1 protein-coding gene is annotated in these 417 nt (G+C 71.2%); it reads right to left on the bottom strand.

Going from position 1 to position 417, the window contains the following annotated elements; all coding sequences use genetic code 11:
- Positions 1–9: 9 nt before the first annotated feature.
- The coding region (locus tag CCN56_RS41200; RefSeq protein ID WP_373412971.1) for a calcium-binding protein at positions 10–417 on the bottom strand (408 nt) is incomplete at its 5' end.

The following is a 417-nucleotide window of genomic DNA, read 5'->3' as shown; positions in this document are numbered from 1 at the left end:
GGGTGGGGGTCAGGGGCAGCTGATGCGGGTGTCGCCCGGGTCGGTGGTGCAGGTGTCGGAGCCGGGGCCGCCGTTGGCGGTGTCGTTGCCGGAGACGCCGTCGGTGGTGGTGAGGCGGTCGTTGCCGTAGTAGCCGGTCAGGGTGTCGTTGCCCGGGCCGCCGTTGAGGGTGTCGTCGCCGAAGCCGCCGTCGATGTTGTCGTTGCCGAAGTCGCCGTACACGGTGTCGTTGCCGTAGCTCGCGCGGATGGTGTCGTTGCCGCCGAGGCCGCAGATGACGTCGTTGGAGGAGCTGCCGGTCAGGGTGTCCGTGCCGCTGGTGCCGATGATCGTGCAGCCACGGGCGTTGTTGACCGAGGTCGTCGCGGTGGCCGTGTTGGGGGTCGTCGGGTCCGGCTGGGTGGCGCTGGCGCCGGC

Source organism: Streptomyces sp. NRRL B-24572, from assembly GCF_002156145.1.
GTDB lineage: Bacteria > Actinomycetota > Actinomycetes > Streptomycetales > Streptomycetaceae > Streptomyces > Streptomyces vietnamensis.
The sequence above is the reverse complement of the archived record's forward strand: the minus strand, read 5'-3'. Positions and strand labels throughout refer to the sequence as shown.